22 protein-coding genes are annotated in these 22,959 nt (G+C 35.0%); 8 read left to right on the forward strand and 14 right to left on the reverse strand.

All coding sequences use genetic code 11. The features are described 5' to 3' along the window. Positions 1-6 precede the first annotated feature (6 nt). The 14 genes from H0S58_RS13390 to tviB are packed head-to-tail and all read right to left on the reverse strand — an operon-like array spanning position 7 to position 14,184. Positions 7-1,176, reverse strand: coding sequence for a DegT/DnrJ/EryC1/StrS family aminotransferase (locus H0S58_RS13390; RefSeq protein ID WP_195726751.1), 1,170 nt, complete (start codon positions 1,174-1,176; stop codon positions 7-9). Between the two features lie 30 nt (positions 1,177-1,206). Beyond that, positions 1,207-1,863 carry a NeuD/PglB/VioB family sugar acetyltransferase gene (locus H0S58_RS13395; RefSeq protein WP_195726752.1) on the reverse strand — a complete coding sequence of 219 codons (657 nt, stop codon included), beginning with the start codon at positions 1,861-1,863 and terminating at the stop codon, positions 1,207-1,209. Beyond that, positions 1,856-2,476, reverse strand: coding sequence for a sugar transferase (locus H0S58_RS13400; RefSeq protein WP_195726753.1), 621 nt, complete (start codon positions 2,474-2,476; stop codon positions 1,856-1,858). The genes H0S58_RS13395 and H0S58_RS13400 overlap by 8 nt, the downstream gene beginning before the upstream one ends. Further along, entirely contained in the window at positions 2,477-3,610 is a 1,134-nt protein-coding gene (locus H0S58_RS13405) for a glycosyltransferase family 4 protein (protein ID WP_195726754.1), read from the reverse strand. It lies immediately after the preceding gene. Positions 3,611-3,613: 3 nt separating this feature from the next. Next, on the reverse strand, positions 3,614-4,666 hold the full coding sequence (locus H0S58_RS13410; protein WP_195726755.1) for an EpsG family protein: 1,053 nt from the start codon (positions 4,664-4,666) through the stop codon (positions 3,614-3,616). 2 nt (positions 4,667-4,668) lie between these two features. Next, positions 4,669-5,562 (reverse strand): glycosyl transferase, encoded by an 894-nt coding sequence (locus tag H0S58_RS13415; protein WP_195726756.1) that lies wholly within the window; start codon positions 5,560-5,562, stop codon positions 4,669-4,671. Further along, entirely contained in the window at positions 5,559-6,518 is a 960-nt protein-coding gene (locus H0S58_RS13420) for a glycosyltransferase family 2 protein (protein WP_195726757.1), read from the reverse strand. The genes H0S58_RS13415 and H0S58_RS13420 overlap by 4 nt, the downstream gene beginning before the upstream one ends. Positions 6,519-6,544: 26 nt before the next feature. Next, a complete protein-coding gene (locus H0S58_RS13425; RefSeq protein ID WP_195726758.1) occupies positions 6,545-7,699 on the reverse strand; it encodes a glycosyltransferase family 1 protein in 1,155 nt (384 codons plus the stop codon). Beyond that, positions 7,696-8,952 carry an O-antigen translocase gene (locus H0S58_RS13430; protein ID WP_195726759.1) on the reverse strand — a complete coding sequence of 419 codons (1,257 nt, stop codon included), beginning with the start codon at positions 8,950-8,952 and terminating at the stop codon, positions 7,696-7,698. The genes H0S58_RS13425 and H0S58_RS13430 overlap by 4 nt, the downstream gene beginning before the upstream one ends. Continuing rightward, the gene (locus tag H0S58_RS13435) at positions 8,949-10,073 is read right to left on the reverse strand and encodes a DegT/DnrJ/EryC1/StrS family aminotransferase (RefSeq protein WP_195726760.1); all 1,125 of its coding nucleotides are present in this window, start codon (positions 10,071-10,073) and stop codon (positions 8,949-8,951) included. Before H0S58_RS13435 ends, H0S58_RS13430 begins: the two co-directional genes overlap by 4 nt. Next, positions 10,070-10,930, reverse strand: coding sequence for a WxcM-like domain-containing protein (locus H0S58_RS13440; protein WP_195726761.1), 861 nt, complete (start codon positions 10,928-10,930; stop codon positions 10,070-10,072). Before H0S58_RS13440 ends, H0S58_RS13435 begins: the two co-directional genes overlap by 4 nt. Next, complete coding sequence (gene rfbA, locus H0S58_RS13445) at positions 10,917-11,813, reverse strand: glucose-1-phosphate thymidylyltransferase RfbA (protein ID WP_195726762.1); 897 nt, start codon at positions 11,811-11,813, stop codon at positions 10,917-10,919. The genes H0S58_RS13440 and rfbA overlap by 14 nt, the downstream gene beginning before the upstream one ends. Continuing rightward, positions 11,813-12,871: a dTDP-glucose 4,6-dehydratase gene (gene rfbB / locus H0S58_RS13450; RefSeq protein ID WP_195726763.1), complete on the reverse strand. Its 1,059-nt coding sequence runs from the start codon at positions 12,869-12,871 to the stop codon at positions 11,813-11,815. The genes rfbA and rfbB overlap by 1 nt, the downstream gene beginning before the upstream one ends. Positions 12,872-12,906: 35 nt before the next feature. After that, complete coding sequence (gene tviB, locus H0S58_RS13455) at positions 12,907-14,184, reverse strand: Vi polysaccharide biosynthesis UDP-N-acetylglucosamine C-6 dehydrogenase TviB (protein WP_195726764.1); 1,278 nt, start codon at positions 14,182-14,184, stop codon at positions 12,907-12,909. Positions 14,185-14,411: 227 nt separating this feature from the next. Between tviB and H0S58_RS13460 the strand changes: the two genes are divergently transcribed. The 8 genes from H0S58_RS13460 (at position 14,412) to mutY (ending at position 22,932) form a co-directional block, all read left to right on the forward strand. After that, positions 14,412-15,503: a polysaccharide biosynthesis/export family protein gene (locus tag H0S58_RS13460; protein ID WP_195726765.1), complete on the forward strand. Its 1,092-nt coding sequence runs from the start codon at positions 14,412-14,414 to the stop codon at positions 15,501-15,503. Between the two features lie 5 nt (positions 15,504-15,508). Further along, entirely contained in the window at positions 15,509-15,937 is a 429-nt protein-coding gene (locus H0S58_RS13465; RefSeq protein ID WP_195726766.1) for a low molecular weight protein-tyrosine-phosphatase, read from the forward strand. 20 nt (positions 15,938-15,957) lie between these two features. Next, positions 15,958-18,156 (forward strand): polysaccharide biosynthesis tyrosine autokinase, encoded by a 2,199-nt coding sequence (locus tag H0S58_RS13470; protein ID WP_195726767.1) that lies wholly within the window; start codon positions 15,958-15,960, stop codon positions 18,154-18,156. 391 nt (positions 18,157-18,547) lie between these two features. Further along, positions 18,548-19,252, forward strand: a complete 705-nt coding sequence (locus H0S58_RS13475; RefSeq protein ID WP_195726768.1) for an FKBP-type peptidyl-prolyl cis-trans isomerase — start codon at positions 18,548-18,550, stop codon at positions 19,250-19,252. Positions 19,253-19,299: 47 nt separating this feature from the next. Next, positions 19,300-20,001: an FKBP-type peptidyl-prolyl cis-trans isomerase gene (locus H0S58_RS13480; RefSeq protein WP_195726769.1), complete on the forward strand. Its 702-nt coding sequence runs from the start codon at positions 19,300-19,302 to the stop codon at positions 19,999-20,001. A 316-nt stretch (positions 20,002-20,317) separates the two neighbouring features. Continuing rightward, complete coding sequence (locus tag H0S58_RS13485) at positions 20,318-21,070, forward strand: dienelactone hydrolase family protein (RefSeq protein WP_195726770.1); 753 nt, start codon at positions 20,318-20,320, stop codon at positions 21,068-21,070. 72 nt (positions 21,071-21,142) lie between these two features. Then, on the forward strand, positions 21,143-21,505 hold the full coding sequence (locus tag H0S58_RS13490) for an HIT family protein (RefSeq protein WP_195726771.1): 363 nt from the start codon (positions 21,143-21,145) through the stop codon (positions 21,503-21,505). 392 nt (positions 21,506-21,897) lie between these two features. Then, entirely contained in the window at positions 21,898-22,932 is a 1,035-nt protein-coding gene (gene mutY, locus H0S58_RS13495) for an A/G-specific adenine glycosylase (protein ID WP_195726772.1), read from the forward strand. Positions 22,933-22,959 lie beyond the last annotated feature (27 nt).

Genomic DNA, 22,959 nt, shown 5'->3' on the forward strand with positions numbered 1-22,959 from the left:
TTCAGTTTACAGCTGGCTCATTACATGCTGAATGGCCTTAACCGTTTTATGCATACTATCCAGACTTAAAGTTGGATGCACGAGGAACATTAAACTGGTTTCACCTAGTTTTTGAGCATTTTCCAATCGTTTTTCAGGTCTCCAGTGTGTACCATCAAAAGCATGCTCTAAATATACTTCTGAACAAGATCCACTAAAACACGGTACGCCTGCGGCATTAATGTCCTGCATAATTCGGTCGCGCGACCAACCTTCAGGTAAAGCTTCAATATTGACCTGTACATAACATTTATAACAGGCATGCACATAATCATCCGAAGGATGGTTCACGGTAAAATAAGGACTCTGCTCAAAAGTACTTAAAATCATTTGCGTATTTTCAGTACGTTTTTTGGTCCATTCTGGCATTTGAGTCAGTTGAATGCGTCCGATCACCGCTTGCATTTCCATCATGCGCCAGTTGGTGCCAAATGAATCATGTAGCCAACGGAATCCAGGTGGATGCTGCTTGTTATAAATACTATCAAAATTTTTCCCATGGTCTTTATAGGACCACATGGTTTTCCACAAACTTTCATCATTAGTGGTGACCATACCGCCTTCACCACCTGTGGTCATAATTTTATCTTGGCAAAATGACCATGCACTAATATGACCAATCGAACCTGCTGGCTTACCTTTATACTGTGCACCATGTGCCTGTGCGCAATCTTCAATGACATATAAACCTTTTTGCTGCGCAAGCTGCATAATCGGATCCATATCACACATCCAACCCGCCAAGTGCACACAGATAATGGCTTTGGTATTGGGTGTCAGTACAGCCTCAATCGTTCGGGCTGAAATATTTTGTGAGTCCAGTTCAACATCTGCAAAAACAGGATTGGCACCTGCTGTGACGATAGAACTTGCTGAGGCTAAGAATGTGCGTGAAGTAACAATCACATCATCGCCAGCACCAATGCCGAGTGCTTTGAGTGCAACATCTAAAGCCACCGTACCATTTGCCAGTGCAACTGCATACTTCGTTCCAGAAAACTCGGCAAATTCTTTTTCAAACTCACGGCATTCTTGCCCCGTCCAATAGTTTACTTTGTTCGATAGTAAAACTTTCGATACAGCATCTGCCTCATTTTGAGTAAAGCTTGGCCAAGGTTCAAATGCAGTGTTTAACATATTCATTTCCCAAATTAATTTTAAAAATCTTTATTTCTTCTCTAAAATGCGCGCAGGATTGCCAACCACTGTGGTTCCTGCTGCTACGCTCTTGGTCACAACCGCCCCCATTCCTACGATTGCACCTTTACCAATGACTAGCGGTTTTTCTGGCGTACCTTGTTTAATCACAGCACCTGTACCAATGTAGGCATGGTCTTCAATATGAATATTACCATTACACTTGACTCCAGGCGCAAAAGTGACATAGTCACCAATGATACAATCATGTTCCACATAACTATATAAATTGGCATGAAAACATTTACCAATTTTAATATTAGAAGTCAGCGTTACAAAAGGGCTTAGCGCAGCACCTTCTGCAATATCGACTTCATCCATGAGCAAAGTATTATTCGCCTGTATAGACCATAATTGTATTTGGTCATGTTCCAGTTGCTGTGCAAGCTTTTCGCGAATTTTACTATTTGCAATTGCAATTAATACATACTTATTGTTACCTGCTAGGGCTTTAAAAGCGCTATAACTTAAAGCAATATGACCATTGATCATTGTTTGTTTTGTTAAACTATCATCAATGAAATAAATATCAGACTGAATCCCCAAACGTTTCAAATGCTCTCTAGCCACAGGCATTAAGCTACGTCCACAACCTGAAGAGCCATAAATCCCATACACATTAGTCATGTTTTCGTTCATCAATCGTTGCTTTTGTACCGGTGAATTTAGTCATGGTTGCCTCGCCTTCTGCACTAATATCATCTTTAGCAATGACTTTTTGAACCGTCTTGAACATGATTTTGAAGTCAAGTAATGTCGACTGGTTTTCGACATACCATGTGTCGAGTTTAAATTTTTCTTCCCAACCGATCGCATTACGCCCATTAACTTGCGCGTGTCCTGTCATACCGGGTCGCACATGATGACGTTTGGCTTGTTCTGCAGTGTATAAAGGCAGATATTCTGTAAGCAATGGACGTGGACCAACCACACTCATGTCCCCTTTAATTACATTCCAAAGTTCAGGCATTTCATCCAAACTGGTTGAACGTAACATTTTACCAAATGCTGTTAAACGTTCGCTGTCAGGAAGTGGCTCACCATTGGTATCGACCGCATCCTTCATAGTGCGAAACTTAATCATTTCAAACGGTTTGCCATGTAACCCCGGACGCACTTGACGAAATAGTACAGGTGAACCCAAGTTCTTTTTCACTTTATAAGCGACAAAAGCGTACAGGGGTGAAAGAAGGATGAGGGCAATAGAAGCAATGATGATATCCAGTAAGCGTTTTAACATTTATAGACCTAAAATATTCAATAATCGTTGATTGACTTTTTCTGCATCAAATTTGTCTTGAGCTATTTTATAACTTTCATATCCCATCTTTTCAATTTGTTCAGGCTGTTCTATAAAGTAAATCATTTTTTCAGCCAATGCTTCAGGGTTCCACTTCGGCACAAGAAATCCATTAACACCATTTTGAACCGTTTCACGACAACCTGGTACATCTGTGGTAATCACTGCACGCCCGATCGCCATTGCTTCTTGTGTACTACGCGGCACACCTTCACGATAAGATGGCAATACAAAGACATGACAATTGGCTATCCAGTCTTTTACATTATTTACATGACCAGGATAATCAATAATATTTGAAGCAATAAGCTCATCCAACTCAGATTGCGTTAATGCACCCAAATTATGAGGATCGATTGCACCTAAAACAGTAAATTGCGTTTCAGGATATTTTTCTTTTACGATTTTTGCTGCATTCAGAAAGTCGTGAATCCCTTTTTCCTTTAGTAACCGACCAATAAATAGAAAATTAATCGGTTGCTGAATATTGATTATAGGTTGGTAAGGGTATTCTTTTAAATTTAAACCAATTCCACCTAAAACTTCAACTTTTCGCACATTTATAGCGTATTCATCTATTAAATCTTTAGGATCATCAGGGTTTAAAAAAATAAGTTTATCTAATTGAGGTAAGGCAAGCTTATAAAGTAAAACTTGAACCTTTTTAATCAATTGTATTTTTTTACTTAAGCCTTCAGGTTGCTGGGTAAATGTATAACCCAAACCTTCCAACATGCCTATAATTTTTGGAACTTTTGCTAACTTTGCGGCAATCGTTCCAAAAATAACAGGTTTACTAAAATATGAAAAAACCAAGTCTGGTTGAATATCACGAATTTTTTTTGAAAGCTTATACGTGGCGACAATATCTGAGAGTGGATTCAGTCCACCACGGTTTAACTCATAGGTCATCGGAATAGCACCCAAAGATTCTATTTTCTTTAGGTCTAAGTCGGTATATTCAGAAGTGAAGGCATATACCGTATATTGCTTTTCTCGCATTGCACGAATTAAGTCTGCACGAAAGCCATAAAAGCTTGAGGCGACAGTACCAATTAAAATAATTTTTTTCATAGTTTAAAATATTAAAAAATTAGAATGAATAAAATAGTCCTTTATTCCGCCGGCACCTGAATTTATGCCAAACATAAAATAAAAGCAACAAAAAATATAAAATATAAATTTGGCTAAAATTGTAGAAGACTGTGTCCGAAAAATTAAAAAAACATATGGGAAAAGGAATACATTTAATACTAAGAAATAAAAAGGTAAGCGCCCTGGTCCCTCATCTGGTATTTTTAAAAATTTCAAAGCTAACAATAATCCAACTCCAAAAGAGAACAAACTTAAAAAATACCTATAAGTAGCATTAGAAATAAAATACTTTTTGTAAATAAAATAAAATAACATAAATTGAAGAAAAACAAATAAAATTAAATACGATCCTGTTACCCCCCCTCCAAATTCATTATAGTTATTATATCTACTCGAAAAATTAGAAAAAAATCTTATACCAATTATGGAGAATAAGTAACTACCAATAAAAGAACTCAAGAAAATTAAAAATGGAAACTTTGACGATCTTAAAATAAAAAAAGAAACCATGAAAACAATAGCACTATAATGAATTAGGCAAGCTAACCCTACAATTAAGAAAAAAATTAAATTTTTATTTTTAAATAAAAAATATAAAGAAAACACGCATATAGCCATTGCAAGTGCTTGCCTTGCAACATTAAAAGATAATAAATATCCAAAAAAACAAATAAAGCTAATAAAAGCAATATCTTTATTTAAGATAACATTTTTCTCAATACTAATAACCCACAATAGAACAAATAAAGTAGAATAAATAAATAAATAAAAGTTAAAACTTGAATTTACTGAATATACTACTAAATTAAATAAAATGAATAGAGGCTCAATTGAAGAGTTCAACACCCCAATATACTTAGATAAAGAAAAAATTTCAAAATATGAATATGTATCTGATCCAACAGAAAAATCTCTTAATGAAAAAAATAAAATACAAATAAAGCAAAACAAAAGTTTAGGGAAAAAATTATATTTTTTATTAATTAATAAAATAGGTATGCTGACAAGGACAAAGAATATTATATAAAAAAACATAATTACTTATTCACTATATTTAATAAAAAATCATAAAATCCTGAATTTTCTAAAAGAATATTCCACTCAAATTTACATAAGTGAGTATTATCAAAAGATGGAGTTCTATTACGATAAAAATTATCGTAGCTTTTTACCTCATCTAACCATATCATACCAAGTGAATTTTTTTTATTAAATTTCTCTGACCAATTATATCTATTGGACAAAATTAATAAGTTAGACGCAGCATACTCTAATACTTTAGTACTAGTCTGCATATTAAATGGATAAATATCTGGCGTGAAATTTAGGCCACATCTAGAGTTTTGATAAAGTGCAGGAATATTTTTCCTATCAACCCTACCCCAAATTTTTATATTTTTATATTTTTTTAAAATTTCTATTGTTTTTTCATCAATATTACCTATAATTTGAACTCTAAAACCCAATAAACCAAGTCTAATAATTTCATCAATTAATCCTATCCTTCCGAGTATAGACCCACAATAAGTTATATCATATTCAGGGTTCTTAATAGGTTTTTGAAAAAATGACTTATCAATACCCATATCACGAGTTATGAATGGAACATTATCAGTAAAGTCTACTTCCTGTTTTACAAAATCATTTAAAAATATTCTTCCATTAGGTTTACTATTTAATCTAGTTTTTAGGGTATTTTTTAAATAAGCAAAAGGTGGGGTTGATAAACTCTGATATTCATGAACTTCCAAACCATTCGTTTTTTCATTCTTCCAAAATGGTCGAAAACCCATGAAATAAACATTAATATCATTTTTTGGTTCTAGAATATAATCTAATTCAACATCACACCCTTTAGATATTAAAAAGTCATAATACGCATATGACTCTGGTGTATAAGCATTTTTTGACAAAGGTATTCCAATTTTCATTTAATTACACCCTTTGATTTCAATTTAAAATATGGAATAAGCAAGAGTGGCCAATTATTAATAAAAACCAATTTTTTAGATTTTATATTTTTCAAAATTTCTGAATCTAATTTTTTAAAATTTTTAAGCATCCAGAAATAAGTTTTCAATATACCTATATTCTTTAAAAGAATGGCGATACTAGCAATAACAAATCTATTATGAACAATTCTAATATATTTTGTTTGACAGTCTGATGAAAAAATTTTAACAATAAAATCAATACTATCTAAACTCTTTGTATTTTTATTATTCATAATGCTATTAGGATTATTCCTATAATAAATTAAAGTAAAATCAAGAGAGTAAATTTTTTTTGCGCCTTGATAAACAAATGGAATAGTGGCCGCATCCTCATATAATTTTCCTTCTGGAAATATCCTATTGTTCCAAATTTTTTTATTGTAAATCCGATACCATACAGCCCAATCTTGCCAACCATAAAACTCTGCACGCATGTCTTCACTATTAATAGTATGCAATCCATGTTTATAAATATTTTTTCTATCAGAGAAAATTTTATTAGCATGAGTTAAATGAAAAAACTTTGCATTAAATTCAATAATATCAATTGAATCATCTAATATTGGCAATATTTTATCAAAAAAATCTGTAGCAATATAATCATCAGAGTCTAAAAAATATAAAAAATCTCCTTGAGCAATCTTTATTCCAGAATTTCTAGCACCACTAAGACCTCTATTTTCTTGATTAATAATCTTAACTTTTTTAATAACATCTAGAGACTGCTCTTTAAGGTAAGAGTCAACTATTTTCATTGAGTTATCAATAGAACCATCATTAACAAGAATAATTTCAACATACTTATTAGAAAGCTGAGAAAAAATGCTTTCTAAACATTCTAAAACAAATTTTTCTACATTATAAATAGGTATTATAATCGACAATTTCACCATCAGAAACACCTTTAAAATTGATATATTTACGACCACATGTTTATATATTTTTTTACTATCAAATCAGTATCATGATGTGACTTTATAAAATTTATAGAATTTTTTGATATTTCTTCAATTAATTCAGGATTTAATATTAATTTCTCTAGTTCATATATAATTTTTGTTATATCTGGAGAAGCATTAACTAATGGCAACTTATTTTCCACACAAAAATATTGTTGTGTCATTTTATGGAATCCACCAAAAACTATTTTTCCTTGTTTCATACCAACAACTGCATTCATTCCTCTATCTAGGCTAATACATTGATCTAAAAAAATATGTGCAGTATTAAATTTTTTCAAATATTCTTCATAAGGTAAACCACTTATAATTTCATAAGAAATTTTATTAGGATATTTTTTTATGATTTCCTTTATTGCTAAATCAAAATAATCATTACCTTTTCTAAAATCACGCCCAATCTGCCACCCATGAAATATATTTATAGGGTATTTAGTAAATTTAATAGGTTTTATATTATGATCTATATCTATTGGTAGAGGAATAATATCCGAAATTTTTTTACATCCCATTTTTTTATATGCAAAATAGTAATCATACAATCCAGGTATCACTTTCTCAACTCTACCGACCACATATCTATCTAGTACAACAGCTCCAAAACCATATATATACTGTAATGACCATAAATAATGTTTTATTGTTCTTACATTAAATCTATCAAACATAGAGTATGGAGGATATTTTTTTAAACAGCTTTTGACCCATGTATAATCATCACCTAAAGCGCACAGAAAAATCTTTTTATTTTGTCTAAAAATAAAATACAATAGAAATATATTAGCAAAAGTGCTAAAATTTGAAAATGGTTTTGTATTAATTAATTGTACAACATCATACTCTTTTAATTTTCTAATATCGCCAACATAATCAAATGCTTTAAATAAACCTTTCAAACCAACAAACTCTAAAATTATATAGTAAAAATTTAATATAGTTGCAAATAATCTTATATTACTTTTTTTTATATTATAATTAATAAAGAGATCTGGATTTCCAATTTTTTTATATCCATCACCATCACTTATTACAAATACTTCATGACCTTTCCTCTTTAACCCATTTGCTAAGTTAGTGTGTACACCTGAATACTCACCAATTAATAAAATTTTCACTGACTTTTATCACCTAAAGTTTTAAAAATAAAAATACTCATGACTATCCAATAAATTGCATAATTAACCAAATATGCAATAGAAACACCTTCAAAACCAAAATATTGAATAAAAATATAGGTTAGAACAATTAATAATAAAGAAAAAATAATTTCTGTCGTAATAAAAAGTTTGGTCATTGCTTTACTTAACATTAAATAAGCCAATATCCAACTGCCTATTTTAAGTGCATCACCAATCATTTGCCATAAAAATAAATCACGCATAGGCAAAAAAGCACTGCTAAATAAAAGTGAAATTATCCAATCACGCAATCCGTAAACGGTTAACCCTCCTACGACTGCTAGGGGAAAAATAAACTTATATCCTAAATAAACTTCTTTCTTGATATCTTTAAGTGCGGAAAGCTCAGACAGTCTAGGTAAATAGTAAACGCCTAATGTTGTAGTGACTAACATTAAATATGCACCACTCAAACGTATCATTGCCTCCCAATAACCAGCATAGTTTAACCCAAACTCATATGTTAAGTAAGAACGAATCACCACTTGAGTTAAAGGAATACATATTGCGCTGACTAAAGCCATAAGTGCAAAACCAACAAATTTTTTAGCTATATTTTTATCTATTTTTCCAAATAAATAGGAAAATTTAAACCAATCCGCCTTATAACACAAAAACAATGTTATAAAAAATGCAACAGATTGATAAATAGATAACGCGATCAATGCACCATAAAGATGATATTGAATAGCCAGTATTCCCGTAATAATCAATGAGAATAGACTACCGATTATATTGGCAATAACTAACTTTAAAATTTCTTTTTTACCATTTAAAATGGCTAAAAAAAGTGTATTAAAGTTAAAAAATAGCAAAAAAATAGCAAACCATATAAAAACAGATTGATATTCAACTGTTTGAAAAATATAAACTGAAAGCTGTTTTTGAAAAATTAAGATCAATAATGAAAATATAACGCTAAATAAAAAAACGATACTGCCTGCTGTTTTCCAAATGGCTCTTTGCTTGCTTTCATCTTCATGATATTCAGCAGTATATTTTATCACTGCGGTATTGATAGCACTCCCTGCAAAGGTCGTCACCATTTGAATAAAATTTTGGAATTGTCCAATTGCAGCATAACCTGAAGGTCCGACATATACGGCTAAAATTTTATTCAAAATAAACATTGTGGCTGTTTTAATTAAAACAGCCACTCCGTTTAATACACTTGTCTTTAGTAAATTCATACTTTTGAAGCTTGAAACTGGTTACACAAATCAACCACTTTTTGAGCATCTTCTAAAGATAAAGTAGGACCTATTGGAAGACTCAGAACCTGCTCATGAATTTTTTCTGAAATTGGATAACTCAAATCATTCCATTCTTTATACGCTTGTTGCTTATGCGGTGGGATTGGATAATGGATTAAAGTTTGAATACCATTTTCTGTAAAATGCTGTTGTAACGCGTCACGATTTTGAGTTCTGATCACAAATAAATGCCAAACATGCTGCTCATAGGTTTCTGCATTTATATCTGTTAATGGTAGTTCAATATTTGGGTTTTTAATTCCAGTCAAATATAAATTTGCAATTTGGCGTCTATGTTGTATTTCTTCATTTAAGAACTTTAGCTTAATATCAAGCATTGCTGCCTGTATTTCATCTAACCGACTATTTACACCAGGGACTAAGTTCTTATATTTTTCATGTGAGCCATAATTACGTAGGGCTTTTAACATGTTTGCCAACTCGGCATCATTCGTGGTGATTGCACCTGCATCACCTAATGCACCTAAATTCTTACCAGGGTAAAAGCTAAAACCTGAAGCATGCCCCCAATGACCTGCTTTTTTACCTTGTATTTGTGCACCATGACTTTGTGCTGAATCTTCTAAAACTAACAATTTATGCTGTTGCGCAATTGCCATGATTTCAGGCATGGCTGCAAGTTGACCATACAAATGTACAGGCAGAATTACACGCGTTTTAGACGTAATTGCCTGCTCAATTTTTAATGGATCGATGTTATAGGTTGCTAAATCAGGCTCCACCAAAACTGGTGTTAAATTATTTGCTGTAATTGCCAAAATACTCGCAATATAGGTATTCGATGGAACAATGACTTCATCTCCATCTTTCAACTTACCAAGCTCTTTCCACGCACGTAAAGTTAATATCAGTGCATCTAACCCATTGGCGACACCTATAGCAAACTCAGTTCCACAATAATCTGCAAAATTTTGCTCAAATACCTCTAACTCTTCACCACCAATGTACCAACCTGAATCAATCACACGGGTACAAGCAGCGATAAGCTCGCTACGATATTGTTGATTAATATTTTTTAAATCTAGGAAAGGAATCATTCTTCTATATAACCTTTAATTACAGCAGGATTACCAACAACAATCGCACTTTGAGGCACATCTTTAGTCACAACTGCACCAGCACCAACCATCGCATTTTGACCGATTCGAATACCAGGCAAAATGGTTGCATTGGCACCAATACTTGCACCTTTTTCCACAATTGTTTTTGGAAAAGCATCTGGATATTGTTTTGAACGGGGGTTTTTGTCATTGGTAAAAGCAACGCAAGGACCAATAAAAACATCATCTTCTAATGTGATGCCATCCCAAATAAAAACACCAGATTTAACTGTGACATTATTCCCAATTTTCACATCATTTTCGATTAATGTATGTGCGCAAATATTACATCCACTTCCAACTTCAGCATCTTTAAGAATGACACTATATTGCCAAACTCGTGTGTCTTGACCAATTTTCTTGGATTGAACATCGGCTAAAGGATGAATAAATGGCTTATGCACTTCCTTTAAAAAACCTTGATAATCACGAATATAATCGCTTTCATCATAATGCTCACTTGCCAATACAAGCAACACACAATCTTCTGAAAAATCGTGCATTTCATGCCAAACAAGGGGAGGAATTCGTAGCCCTTTATTGGAGCCCTCTAGCCATACTTCTTCTTTGTCTTTACCACTGTCCATCACCATTTTGCACTTTCCTTTTAGGCAAAAGGCAATTTGATGAAGCTCTTTATGTGCATGAAAGCCACGGGGAACATCTGACTGAGTGTCAAAAATGTAATACAATCTTTTCACTTCAAAAGGAATATTTTTATTTGACTCGATCACGACTAGAGAACCTCTGTGATCCCCTAAATCTGGCAACTCAACCCACTCAATTAAGTTCATTGCCCGTCTCCTCTTCCACCAAAGAAATCAAATATTGACCATAGTCATTTTTACTCATGCTTTGACCAATTGCCAATACTTGTTCTTTATTCAACCACCCATTATTTAGGGCAATTTCTTCTAAACAAGCGACTTTATAACCTTGACGTTTTTCAATCGTTTCTACAAATTGTGCTGCTTGTAACAGACTTTCATGTGTACCTGTATCCAACCAAGCGAAGCCACGACCAAGTAGTTCCACATTTAAATCACCACGTTCCAAATACATTTGGTTGACTGTGGTAATTTCTAGTTCACCACGTTCAGATGGCTTAACTTGTTTCGCAATTTGGATCACATCGTTATCGTAAAAATATAAGCCCGTCACTGCAAAATTTGATTTAGGCTGCTTTGGCTTTTCTTCTAATGAAATAGCACGTTTTTGCTCATCAAACTCAACAACGCCAAAACGCTCTGGATCTTTCACTTGATAACCAAATACCGTTGCACCTTTTTGACGGGTAACCGCCTGTCGAAGCATAGGTGTAAAGCCTTGACCATAAAAAATATTATCACCAAGGACTAAGCAAACATTACTGTCGCCAATAAAAGTTTCACCAATAATAAATGCTTGCGCTAAACCATCTGGGCTTGGTTGAATTGCATATTCGAGTTTTACCCCAAATTGTGAACCATCACCCAGTAAGCGTTTAAAACCATCAATATCTTCTGGCGTACTGATGATTAAAACTTCTCGAATTCCTGCCAACATTAGGACAGAAAGCGGATAGTACACCATCGGTTTATCATAAATAGGGAGTAATTGTTTTGATACGCCTTTTGTGATCGGATACAAACGTGTACCAGAACCACCTGCTAAAATAATACCTTTTGTTGTTTTCATTATGCGCTTACACCCAATCGTTCACGTTGATAGCTACCATCTTGAACTCGACGACACCATTCTAAATTATTTAAATACCATTCCACAGTTTTACGAATACCCGTTTCAAATGTTTCTTCAGGCTTCCAACCTAAATCTTGAGCAATTTTACGTGCATCTATCGCATAACGTAAATCATGTCCAGGTCGATCTTTTACAAAAGTAATCAGTGTTTCATAAGATTGTTGTTTACTTTGAGGTTTTAACTCATCCAAAATATTACAAATGGTTTTTACCACTTCTATATTTTGTTTTTCATTATGCCCACCAATATTATAGGTTTCCCCCACAATACCTTCAGTAACTACTTTATATAAAGCACGCGCATGGTCTTCAACAAAAAGCCAGTCACGAATCTGATTACCCTCTCCATAAATAGGTAAAGACTTGCCATCAAGTGCATTTAAAATAACCAATGGAATAAGCTTTTCAGGAAAATGGTAAGGACCATAATTATTTGAACAATTGGTAATAATCACAGGTAAACCATATGTTCTATGCCATGCGCGAACCAAATGATCAGAGCTTGCTTTACTTGCAGAATAAGGGGAGCTTGGTGCATAAGAGGTCGATTCTGTAAATAAATCCGTGGTTCCATCTAAATCTCCATAAACTTCATCTGTAGAAACATGATGAAAACGGAATTTTATTTTTTGATTTTCATCCAATGTTAACCAATACGTTTTTGCAACTTCGAGCAAACTATAGGTTCCGACAATGTTGGTCTGAATAAATGCTGCAGGACCGTCAATTGACCGATCCACATGAGATTCGGCAGCCAAATGCATAACGACATCAGGTTTAAATTCGTCAAAAATCAAAGTTAATGCTTCATGGTCACAAATATCAATTTGTTTAAATGTATATCTTAAATTTTGATCAATTTCTTTCAGTGACTCTAAATTACCTGCATAAGTCAATTTATCAATATTTAATACTTCATCTTGGGTATTTTTTATAATATGGCGTATAACAGCCGACCCAATAAAACCAGCCCCACCCGTCACTAAAACTTTCATGCTGTTCCTATTCAATTGTTATATATTTAAAAAATCTATAAACGAATATCACTATATTCTTGATCAAGAATATATTTCAAATCGTATAATACATGCTGGGCTTTACCCAACTTTTCAAAATCATTTACAGACATCTGTTTAAATTGATCATGTGCAACGGCAATCACAATCGCATCATACTGATGCTGCTCAAGCGTTAAAAGAGGTGCAAACCCATATTCATGCTCAACCTCTTGTGGACTCACCCAAGGATCATAAATATCCAAATCCAAATCGTATTCTTTTAAGGCTTTCACCATATCTACAATTTTAGTATTACGAATATCTGGGCAGTTTTCTTTAAAACTCAAACCTAAAATTAAAATTCGAGCGCCCACCACCTGTATACGCTGCTTCACCATTTCTTTAATCAGTTGAGTGGCAACATATTCCCCCATACGGTCATTTAAACGTCGCGCAGCCAAAATAATTTCTGGATGAAGACCAAGTGACTGTGCTTTGTGGGTCAAGTAATAAGGATCTACACCAATACAGTGCCCACCGACTAATCCAGGTCTAAAGGGTAAAAAATTCCATTTTGTCCCAGCAGCTTTCAGCACTTCTTCAGTGTCTATATTCATTTTATTAAAAATGAGTGCCAGTTCATTAATCAACGCAATATTGACATCACGTTGCGTATTTTCTATCACTTTTGCTGCTTCAGCAACTTTAATACTAGGTGCCTTGTACGTTCCAGCCTCAATAATGAGTTGATATACAGTGTCAATATAGTCTGCGACCTCATCAGTTGAACCCGATGTAATCTTTAAAATATTGGTCACTTTTCGTTGTTTATCCCCTGGATTAATTCGCTCAGGACTATAACCGACAAAAAAATCTTGATTGAACACTAACCCAGAATATTGCTCTAAAACAGGGATGCAGACTTCTTCAGTTGCACCTGGATAAACGGTAGACTCGTACACCACGACATCACCTTTCTTTAATATTTGTGCGATACTTTGCGAAGCTTTAATTAAAGGTGTTAAGTCAGGTTGTTTAAAGTTATCAATAGGCGTCGGCACAGTCACAATAAAAAAATTGCACTGCTTAAGTTGTTCTATATGTGAAGAATAAGATAAATTTTCAACTTGAGCTAATTCTTCAGCACTGACTTCCAAAGTATGGTCTTGAAAATTATTCAATTCTTGAATACGTTGTAAGTTAATGTCAAAACCCGTCGTTTGAACTTTTTTACCAAACTCAACAGCCAATGGTAAGCCTACATATCCTAAACCCATAATAGCAATTTTAAGCTGTTCTAGTTGAAACATAAAAAATCCAGACGATCTAATAATTTGTGAAGCTCTATTTTCTACACGCAGAGTATAAAGTAATTCTTATTACAGTTTAACAAATATAGTCGCTGTTCAACGAAAATTGACGATTTTAAACAATTCCATAAGTTGATATACATATCAACCTATTCATTTTTGCACTATAATCATTCCTCGAAATGAATTTCAAGCAATAATACATATACCAATTAAGGGTTTTGAATGTGAAGTATCACCGCACCTCACTTTTTTTAGCAATTTCTTTTTTATTTTCAGGTTGTGCTATTAGTTCAGGTTTACAAACCTATGATCTACCCGATCAAGGTTTTGCTAAAACGGATCAAGGCGCAGAGCTTTCAGTCATTCAATTGACCCAAGAAAACTTACCGATTATAGCGGCGGCTCAGCAAAATACCCGCCCAGTTTCTCAGTTATTTCATAAAAATCAGTCTATTTACAAGCTAAGTTCAGGGGATGTATTGTCCATTAATTTGTGGGCTTACCCTGAAATCACACCACCTGTTCAAGATATTTCGAATGTTAAAGCAGCAGGTTATCCCATTGATTCGAGTGGTAATGTACAGTTGCCTTTAGTGGGACAAGTCCGCATTGCAGGTAAAACCCTTGCTGAAACCAATCGTTTTTTACGCAGCCAATTTGCACGTTATTTAAAACATCCCGATGTCGTTGTTCGTGTTTTGTCCTATGAAGGTCGACCTTATTTTGTCAATGGGCAAGTCATGCGTAGCGGACAATATACTTTAAATGATCAGCCGATTAGTATTTATACTGCATTAGGTCAAGCAGGCGGTATCAATACTGAAACTGGGGATAACACCAATATTCAACTGATTCGTAAAGGGCAAACCTATGCACTTAACGCGATTGAGCTTGAAAAACAGGGGTTATCGTTACACAACCTCTTGATTCAACCTAATGATACTATTTTTGTAAATACCAAGCAGAATCAAAAATTATATGTAATGGGTGAATCGAGTAAAAGTCAGGCGCTTGCTTTACGTGATCAAGGCATGACGCTGAGCGATGTACTTGGGGAAAGTGAAGGGATTAATCCTTATTCTGCCAGTGCCGCTAAAATTTATGTTATGCGTACAGATTTAAGCAGCAAGCAGTCTACCGTTTATCATTTAAATTTAAGTAGTTTTGGTAATCTAGGCTTGGCCAATCAATTCCAAATGAAAAAAAATGACATTGTTTATATTGATGCAACTGGTTTAACGCGTTGGCAGCGTATTGTCAGTCAAATTATTCCATTTTCTAGTGCATTGTATAGTTTTGATCAGTTGGGTAAATAAATAAAATGCAAATTCAAAATATTTTGGTGGTTTGTATTGGAAATATTTGCCGTAGCCCTATGGCTGAATTTTTTCTTAAAAAAAATCATCCCAATTTGCATATTGAGTCCGCAGGCTTATCTGCTATGGTTGGACATGCTGCGGATAGCAAAGCTATTGATTGCATGATTGATAAAACAATTGATATGCACTCGCATGTTGCAAAACAAATTGATGCGAACCTTATTAAAGCTGCTGATTTAATTTTGGTCATGAGTTCTAATCAAAAAAAACATCTTGAACAGACTTGGCCTTATGCCAAAGGTAAAGTATTCCGTTTAGGGCACTGGCAAGACCAAAATGTTCCTGATCCTTATAAACTTGATCAAGCTTTTTTTAAGCAAACTTGTAATAATATCGAGTCTTATGTTTCGGACTGGCAATCACATATTTAAACTTATTTAGTAGTTAATTCATGAACCCAAATTCAAATACTAACGATGATACCATTGACTTAAAAGAGTTATTTTTTTCATTAATCGCACAATGGAAACTTATTGCTCTGTGCGTCATTTTAAGCTTAACTTGTGCATTGTTATACCTAAAAGTCACGCCAAAAACCTACTCTACTGATGGGATGGTATTGGTTGAAGACAGTAAAGGTGCAGGTGCTGCGGCTTTACTAGGAAATCTGGGAGACAGTCTACCAGGAGGAATCGGTGGGAAGTCTCCAGCCGATGCTGAAATTGAAATATTAAACTCCCGTATGATTTTAACTAAAGTCATCCAAGACTTAAATTTAGATATCCGTATTAAAGATGATAAAGATACTGTATTTAATCGTTTAACGGCGCACGATAAAAGCAAAGTTATTTATAAGAATGATCTAATAATTTTTCAAAAACCCAATGCTAGTTTTGTCATCAAAAAATTAGATGTACCAAATGACTATTTAGATAAAGACTTAAAGCTACAATTTATCGAAAATAATAAATTCAATTTGTATTACAAAGATAAGCCTGTATTTGAAGGTAATTTAAATACAACAAATCAAAAAAGAGATATTAAGGGCAACTGGAAGGTTGAGATTTTTACTCAATCACCCTTTAAACAAAGTTTTACCTTGACCAAACTTGCTCCACCGACTGCTGTTGATTTTGTCCGTAAGAGTTACTCTATAGCTGAGAAAGGCAAGAACTCAGGTGTCATTGCACTAAATTATAGTGGTGATGATAAAGAATATATTACTCAAGTTTTAAACCATATTTTATCTATTTATCAAACACAAAATATTGAACGTAAGTCTTTAGAATCTAAACAAACATTAAGTTTTTTAGATAAACAATTGCCTGATTTAAAACAAAAACTGGAAGAGTCAGAAATTAAGTTTAATCGTTTCCGTGAGCAATATAATACGATTGATGTCACTCAAGAATCTGAATTGCTACTCAAACAAAATATTGAACTTGAAAAAATGAAGATCCAATTGCAACAACAGCAAGCAGAACTTTCTTCAAAATATACCAATGACCATCCATTGATGTCAGCTATTAATGCGCAACTTGCCGAAATTAACAAAAAAACCTCAGAAATGACGCAATCAATTAAACGTCTGCCTGAAACTCAAAGATTATATTTACAACTCTATCGAGATGTAAAAGTGAATACTGAACTCTACACCACGCTGTTAAATAGCTACCAACAACTAAAAATTGCTGAGGCTGGTGAAATTGGTAATGTCCGACTGATAGACCATGCAATAGAACCTGTTAAGCATATTAAGCCTAAATCTTTAATTACATTAATTTTATCTATTTTTGTCGGTGGTTTTATTGGTGTATTATTGGCCTTAATGCGCAATATGCTACGTTCTGGCATCAAAGATTCAAGTCAAATCGAAAATGAACTGGATTTGCCTGTATATGCCACGGTTCCGCGTTCTCCAATTCAGGAGAGCCGTATCAATATTCTGAAAAAGAAAAAGAGTATTCCTATTCTTGCGGTTAAAAACAGTGATGATATCGCGATTGAAAGTTTACGGAGTATGCGTACTGCCATCCATTTTGCACTGAGTAGTGCGAAAAACAACATCATTATGATTTCAGGCCCTGCTCCAGAATTGGGTAAATCTTTCATCTCGATTAACTTGGCGACTATTTTGGCGCAGAGCGATAAACGCGTCTTATTGATTGATGCTGATATGCGCCGCGGTTATATGCATAAGTATTTTAATCACGATGCACAACCTGGTTTATCCGAGTATTTAAGCAATCAACAGGGTTTAGATCAGATTATCCGTTCTACCGATGTCAAAAACCTCAGCAGTATGTCGCGTGGTAAAAGTCCGGTAAATCCATCAGAACTTTTGGGTACCAGTAAGTTTGCAGAAATGCTGCAACATTTATCTAGCCAATACGATCATATTCTGATTGATACACCGCCTATTTTAGCCGTTACGGACGGTATTATTGTGTCGCAATATGCTGGCGTCAATTTGGTGATTGCACGTCATGCTCAAACTCAAATTAAAGAACTGGAATTGACGGTCAATCGTTTTGAACAAGCAGGCGTAAAAGTCACAGGCGTTATTTTGAATGATATTCAACGTACCGCAGGCAGTAGTTATGGTTATAACTATGCTTATGCTTATACTGCAAATAAAGACAATGATTAAATCTTCACAGTAATTTTTCAGTCCGTCTGACTCAATCAAGCCGGTATTTATACTGGCTTGATTTTTTAATGCTTTTGACTTTAAAACTTCAATAGTCCCTCAATATTCAGCACACTGATATAAAAATAAAACATTTCGAAAATCAAAAAAACTTAACCTGATGTATGGACAATCATTTCATGTGAAGTACAGTTTCATGTGCATACACATTTAAAATTGGTGATTTTATTGTATTAAAAATGTTTTAACTATTCAGCCAGTTATAGAATAGTAGGCTTGATCAGAATATATTGAATTTCTAAACAATACAGTGCACTTGACAGATGTTGTTTAGAAAAGTCTGCTAAAATTAATGCAACTTTTTTTATATAAAATGAATTTGGGAAAACCTATGAGTAAAGCCTTACCCATCGCTGTCGCAGTTGTTCTAGGCGGTGCTGCACTTGTACCTATTTACTATGCCACGCAGAACCCTGCAACTGTGACATCGAAAGCCTCAAAAAATGCATCTGCTGTTGAAAAAATTAGCTATGCGCTGGGCTATGAGGTTGCACATCAAACACCACCAGAACTCAATATTAATAGTTTTGTGACAGGTGTACGCGAAGGCCATGCACGAAGTAAACCTGCTTATAGCGAAGAAGAATTGCAAAAAGCATATGAACAATTCCAAAAAGAAATGCAACAAAAACAGGTTCAGCAAGCAGAACAAGTTCAAACAGCCAGTGATTCATTCTTAACAGATAATGCAAAAAAAGCAGGTATAAAAACGACTGCGTCTGGCTTACAGTATAAAATGATCAAGGAAGGAACGGGTAAACAGCCGATAGCAACCTCTATGGTGACCGTACATTACAAGGGTCAACTGGTTGATGGTAAGGTTTTTGACAGCTCAATTGAACGTGGTGAACCGATTGAATTCCCGCTCAATCAGGTGATTCCAGGTTGGACTGAAGGCTTACAGTTGATGAAAGAAGGAGGCAAAGCCACGTTTTATATTCCTTCTCAACTCGGCTACGGTGAACAAGGTGTTTCAGGCATGATTCCTGCCAACAGTACTCTGATTTTTGATGTTGAACTGATCAAAGTAAAATAAAAAATTCAAGGAGAGCTTTTGCTCTCCTTATTTATCTCGAGACAAAAATGAAAACATCGATAATATTGCTTAGTTTATGCTTATGTAGCACGGTTAGTTTTGCAAAAACGGTAAACAGAACCAGTAGTTTAAATGAACAGGTCGGCTACAGCTTTGGCTACTTGATGGGTCGTAGTAACGCTGAATCAGTGAAAGAATTAGATCTAGATGCTTTTATATTGGGGCTTAAAACAGCAGCTCAGGGTAATCCTTCCACCCTAACTGATGAAGAAATGGCAAGTGTTTTGACCCAACATAAAAAACGTAGTGATGCGAAACAACTCATCGAACTCAAACAAAAAGCTGAAGCAAATGCGCTGATCGGTGCAGCTTTTATGGCCAATAATGCCAAAAAATCGGGCATCCAAACGACCTCATCAGGCTTGCAGTATCAGATCCTTAAACAAGGCAGTGGTAAATCACCTAAAGCGAGCGCACTGGTGAAAGTAAATTATGAAGGGCGTTTAATTGACGGCACTGTTTTTGATAGTTCGATTGCTCGAGATCAACCTGCTAATTTTCAAGTGAGTCAAGTGATTCAAGGCTGGACCGAAGGCTTACAATTAATGAAAGAAGGAAGCCAATATCGTTTCTTTATTCCAGCCAAACTGGGTTATGGTCAAATTGGTTCAGGTGATGTGATTGAACCAAACAGCACCTTAATTTTTGATGTCGAACTGCTTGAAATTTTACCGAACCCAAGCAAATAAGTTGCCGTGGTTTAAAGCAGCAAAGAAAATAGCCTTGTTTGCTGCCTCCTTTATTTTTAAAATATTTCTTTAATTTTCATGTTATTCCTTGTCTAAATTGAAAAAGTCTTTCATTGTAAATCCAACAGCAGTTCATTTCATTTTAGACATCTAATTTATTGATTTAATTCTCAAGTTCATCTGTTCAAAAATTGTTGCAATTTATGCATCATCTTATGTCATTAAAATAGATGCCTCTTGTACAATCATTTTAAACATTCAATTATACAATCTCATTCATTTTGATATTTTTGCATTTACCACAGGAATTAATGCTATGGCTTTCACCATTAAAACACGCGAAATTCAGTACACTGCGGCAGATGGCACTTCTTTAGTCGGATATTTCGCCGCACCAGAATCGCAACATCCTGTAGCAGGTGTAATTGTGGCGCCAGAGTGGTGGGGAAGAAATGAATATACTGAACAACGCGCACGAGAATTAGCAGAGCAAGGTTATGCGGCTTTAGCCATTGATATGTATGGTGACAAAAAAGTGACCACTCAGGTTCCACAAGCCAGTGAATGGATGATGCAAACTTTTGATGATCCTGAAACGATTGTGACCCGTGCGTCCGCAGGTTTAGAGATATTAGCTGCCCAAGAAGAAGTAAATCCAGATAAACTGGCTGCTGTAGGCTTTTGTTATGGCGGCAAAGTGGTGCTTGATTTGGCACGCTCAGGTGCACCTTTACATGCAGTCGTCACTTTTCATGGCACCCTAACACCGAAGGCGCCTGCTCAAGTTGGTGTTATCAAAGCTGAAATATTGGTGCTACACGGCGAGCTAGACAGTATGGTTACTTTAGATGATGTCGCCAACTTTAAAGAGGAAATGTTTGCCGCCCAAGTTAAACATGATGTAATTGTTTTTGAAGATGCTAAACATGGTTTTAGCAACCCGCTTGCAGACGAACGTGCCAAAGCCAATGGCGTCGATTTGGGTTATAACGTTCAAGCTGAGCAACAGGGTTTAGCGGCGATGTATGAATTACTGGAACATTGCCTAACTGAAAAACAGACCGTTTAAATATTTTTATTTTTTTCAGCATTGGCTGACATTATGATTCAAGATAATATTTTAACAAAAGAGGAGATCATTATGAGTGAAAAAAATTGCGCATATTGCAACTTTGATGAATATGACATTATTGATAAAAATGATTTTGGGGTAATTTTACCTGAGCCTACTGCGTTATCTAAAGGTCATTCGGTGATTATTCCACTGCGTCACATCAGTTCTTTTTTTGAAGTGACCGATAAAGAACGCAAAAGCTTAATGTCATTACTTGAACTTGCCCGTAATGAACTTCAATTGCGCCACCAACCTTCAGGTTTCCATATCGGCTTTAACGATGGCACTGTATTTGGGGAAGCTTCTGAACATTTACATATTCATATTATTCCGCGTTATGAAAAGCAAACTTTAAAGCTCGATGAACGCTGGGGCATGATTAGTGAATAACGGTATTATCATCATCCTGCACTATTGCTTTTAAATCTGAGTACATGATTTAGGATGTACGGCTGTGGCATGGACGCCACACCTTACCCATTCTTCTACTGGCTTTTTTAACGACTACTCTTAAAGCTGTTTAAAACTAATCTGTCGCTGATATTGGTTTTTTCTTATAGCTTTAATATATATGCTAAAAATCATCAGTTTAAAATAAAAGAACTCGGACATCTCCCAAGCAGACGCTTTTAAATATTAAATAAATCAGTGCGAACTTTAGATCTACTTATAGATACAATGTAGCTCGGCACAATATCAGTTTCATTTTTTATTGTGCTTTTCAACGCTGACGCCCCCTATTTTTCGTTATACTCTTCATCTATTTTTTATACTCAGTGCGCATGTCATCATTTTCTTTTTCCGATGCCCTACTGGCTTGGTTTGATGTATACGGTCGTCATGATTTACCGTGGCAAGTGACCGATAATCCCTATCAGGTTTGGGTATCTGAAATCATGTTGCAGCAAACCCAAGTGAAAACAGTATTGCAATATTTTGAACGCTTTATTGCTCGATTTCCTACAGTAGAAGATTTGGGTCAGGCCAGTTGGGACGATGTTGCACCGTATTGGGCAGGACTTGGCTATTACGCACGTGCACGTAATTTACATAAAGCAGCGGGCATAGTGACACAACAAGGGCATTTCCCCACAACCTTGGCACAATGGATTGAACTCCCTGGGATTGGCCCGTCAACTGCAGGGGCGTTAATGTCATTGGGATTACGTCAATATGGCGTCATTATGGATGGTAATGTCAAACGTGTTTTAGCGCGTTTCTTTGCCATTGAAGATGACTTGTCCAAACCTGTGCATGAGCGTGCCATGTGGCAAATTGCAGAAAAACTTTGTCCCGTTGAACGTAATCATGACTACACCCAAGCCATTATGGACTTAGGGGCGACGGTATGTACCCCAAAAAAACCCTTGTGTTTATATTGTCCAATGCAATCGCACTGCAAAGCACATCAACAGGGACTAGAAACTGAATTACCCTTTAAAAAACCCAAAAAAGCTGTCCCTGTAAAATCTGCTCAGGTTGTCGTCATACAATGTGCTGAACAATGGTTGTGGCTACAGCGCCCGCATAGTGGTTTATGGGGGGGGTTGTGGTGTTTACCCATTATTGAAAATCCAGCTGAACTCGAACCATTATGTCAGTCTTTGGGCCTCAAGCACGTTGTGCATCATGTTGAAATTAGTCACAGTTTTACTCATTTTACTTGGCAGCTTGCAGCCATTTGCTTTGAAGTAGAACCTGACCAGCAAGAACATCTTGCCATTGAACTCAATGGAACGTGGTTAACGACACAGCTTGCAACAGAAATGGGGATTCCCACTGCCATGAAAAAATTGATCTCAGCTATAACTTTATGACATAGTCAGACACGGGAATACGGAACA

Origin of the sequence: Acinetobacter sp. TTH0-4, from assembly GCF_015602665.1 — a bacterium.
Taxonomy (GTDB): Bacteria; Pseudomonadota; Gammaproteobacteria; order Pseudomonadales; family Moraxellaceae; genus Acinetobacter; species Acinetobacter albensis.

Coding starts and splice junctions, on each gene's coding strand:
- mutY (WP_195726772.1), top strand. CDS start 21,898: ATGTCATCATTTTCTTTTTCCGATGCCCTACTGGCTTGGTTTGATGTA.
- H0S58_RS13465 (WP_195726766.1), top strand. CDS start 15,509: ATGCAAATTCAAAATATTTTGGTGGTTTGTATTGGAAATATTTGCCGT.
- H0S58_RS13430 (WP_195726759.1), bottom strand. CDS start 8,952: ATGAATTTACTAAAGACAAGTGTATTAAACGGAGTGGCTGTTTTAATT.
- rfbA (WP_195726762.1), bottom strand. CDS start 11,813: ATGAAAACAACAAAAGGTATTATTTTAGCAGGTGGTTCTGGTACACGT.
- H0S58_RS13415 (WP_195726756.1), bottom strand. CDS start 5,562: ATGAAAATTGGAATACCTTTGTCAAAAAATGCTTATACACCAGAGTCA.
- rfbB (WP_195726763.1), bottom strand. CDS start 12,871: ATGAAAGTTTTAGTGACGGGTGGGGCTGGTTTTATTGGGTCGGCTGTT.
- H0S58_RS13435 (WP_195726760.1), bottom strand. CDS start 10,073: ATGATTCCTTTCCTAGATTTAAAAAATATTAATCAACAATATCGTAGC.
- H0S58_RS13390 (WP_195726751.1), bottom strand. CDS start 1,176: ATGTTAAACACTGCATTTGAACCTTGGCCAAGCTTTACTCAAAATGAG.
- H0S58_RS13470 (WP_195726767.1), top strand. CDS start 15,958: ATGAACCCAAATTCAAATACTAACGATGATACCATTGACTTAAAAGAG.
- H0S58_RS13485 (WP_195726770.1), top strand. CDS start 20,318: ATGGCTTTCACCATTAAAACACGCGAAATTCAGTACACTGCGGCAGAT.
- H0S58_RS13420 (WP_195726757.1), bottom strand. CDS start 6,518: ATGGTGAAATTGTCGATTATAATACCTATTTATAATGTAGAAAAATTT.
- H0S58_RS13475 (WP_195726768.1), top strand. CDS start 18,548: ATGAGTAAAGCCTTACCCATCGCTGTCGCAGTTGTTCTAGGCGGTGCT.
- tviB (WP_195726764.1), bottom strand. CDS start 14,184: ATGTTTCAACTAGAACAGCTTAAAATTGCTATTATGGGTTTAGGATAT.
- H0S58_RS13395 (WP_195726752.1), bottom strand. CDS start 1,863: ATGACTAATGTGTATGGGATTTATGGCTCTTCAGGTTGTGGACGTAGC.
- H0S58_RS13490 (WP_195726771.1), top strand. CDS start 21,143: ATGAGTGAAAAAAATTGCGCATATTGCAACTTTGATGAATATGACATT.
- H0S58_RS13405 (WP_195726754.1), bottom strand. CDS start 3,610: ATGAAAAAAATTATTTTAATTGGTACTGTCGCCTCAAGCTTTTATGGC.
- H0S58_RS13400 (WP_195726753.1), bottom strand. CDS start 2,476: ATGTTAAAACGCTTACTGGATATCATCATTGCTTCTATTGCCCTCATC.
- H0S58_RS13410 (WP_195726755.1), bottom strand. CDS start 4,666: ATGTTTTTTTATATAATATTCTTTGTCCTTGTCAGCATACCTATTTTA.
- H0S58_RS13440 (WP_195726761.1), bottom strand. CDS start 10,930: ATGAACTTAATTGAGTGGGTTGAGTTGCCAGATTTAGGGGATCACAGA.
- H0S58_RS13480 (WP_195726769.1), top strand. CDS start 19,300: ATGAAAACATCGATAATATTGCTTAGTTTATGCTTATGTAGCACGGTT.